General features: G+C 77.1%; 1 protein-coding gene. It reads left to right on the forward strand.

The annotated features are described in order from the left end of the window. Positions 1-1,425 (forward strand): polyketide synthase dehydratase domain-containing protein (locus VR44_RS39165; protein ID WP_045952459.1); only part of this gene is annotated, 1,425 nt, incomplete at both ends.

Below are 1,425 nucleotides of genomic sequence, written 5' to 3' on the forward strand. Positions count from 1 at the left end.
GCTACTGGCTCGAAACCCGGCCCGCCGCCGGTGACCTCGCCAGTGCCGGCCTGGGCTCCGCCGGGCACCCGCTCCTCGGCGCCGCCGTCGCCCTCGCCGACGGCGACGGCCTGGTCCTCACCGGCAGGCTCTCCCTCTCGGCCCAGCCCTGGCTGGCCCAGCACCTGGTCATGGGAGCGGCCCTGCTCCCCGGAACGGCCCTGGTGGACCTCGCGATCCGGGCCGCCGACGAGGCCGGCTGCGACCGGGTCGAGGAGCTCACCCTCCAGGCCCCCCTGGTCCTGCCCGCCCAGGGCGCCGTACAGATCCAGGTCACGGTGGGCGGCCCCGACGGGAACGGCCACCGGAGCGTCAGCGTCCACTCCCGGCCGGACGGGACCGGCTCCGACACACCCTGGTCGGCCCACGCCGCCGGCGTGCTCGCCCCGCCGGCCGGCGCCGCGCCCGCCGACGAGCTGTCGCAGTGGCCGCCGGCCGACGCCGAGGCCCTCCCCCTGGACGGCTACTACGAGCGCCTGGCCGAACTCGGCTTCGGGTACGGACCGCTCTTCCAGGGGCTCCGGTCCCTGTGGCGGCGTGGCGACGAGGTGTTCGCGGAGGTCTCCCTCCCGCAGGACACCGAGGCCGGGGGCTTCGGCGTCCACCCGGCGCTGCTGGACTCCGCCCTGCACGCCGTCGGCCTGGGCGGGCTCCTGCCCGACACCGGCCGGGGACGCATCCCCTTCGCCTGGAACGGCGTACGGCTGGAGGCGACCGGCGCCACCGCCCTGCGGGTCCGGCTGACCTCGCCCGCCCCGGACACGGTGTCCCTGACCGCCGCCGACGGCACCGGCCGGGCGGTCGTCACCGTCGGCTCCCTCGTCCTGCGGACCGTGACGGCCGATCAGCTGCCCGCCGCCGTAGGCGTCGACCACCCGGACGCGCTGTACCGCCTGGACTGGCCGGTCCTGCCGCTCGGCGACGGGGACACCCCCCAGGACACCACCGGCCCCCTGACCCGGGTCGAGGACCTCACGGGCCTGCGCGCGCTCCTCGACGGCCTCGGCGACGCCGGCCTGCCCGCGGACACCGTGCTGGTCCCCGCCCCGCGCGGCTCCCGCACCACAACGGAAGCGGAGCAGGTCCACACGGTGACCCGGGAGGGCCTCGCACTCCTGCGGACCTGGCTCGGCGACGACCGGACCACGGACTCGCGGCTGGTATCGCGGCTGGTGCTGCTGACCCGGGGAGCCGTCGCCCCCGAACCCGGGACCACCGTCACCGACCCGGCCCAGAGCGCCCTGTGGGGACTGGTCCGCTCCGCACAGTCGGAGAACCCCGGCCGCCTGGTCCTCGCCGACCTGACACCCGCTCCCGCTCCCGCTTCCGCAGCCGCTGATGCCGACGCCGACGCCGATGCCGACGCCGACGCGGAGGAACGGCTGC

Source organism: Streptomyces katrae (genome assembly GCF_000966975.1).
GTDB classification, from domain to species: Bacteria; Actinomycetota; Actinomycetes; order Streptomycetales; family Streptomycetaceae; genus Streptomyces; species Streptomyces katrae.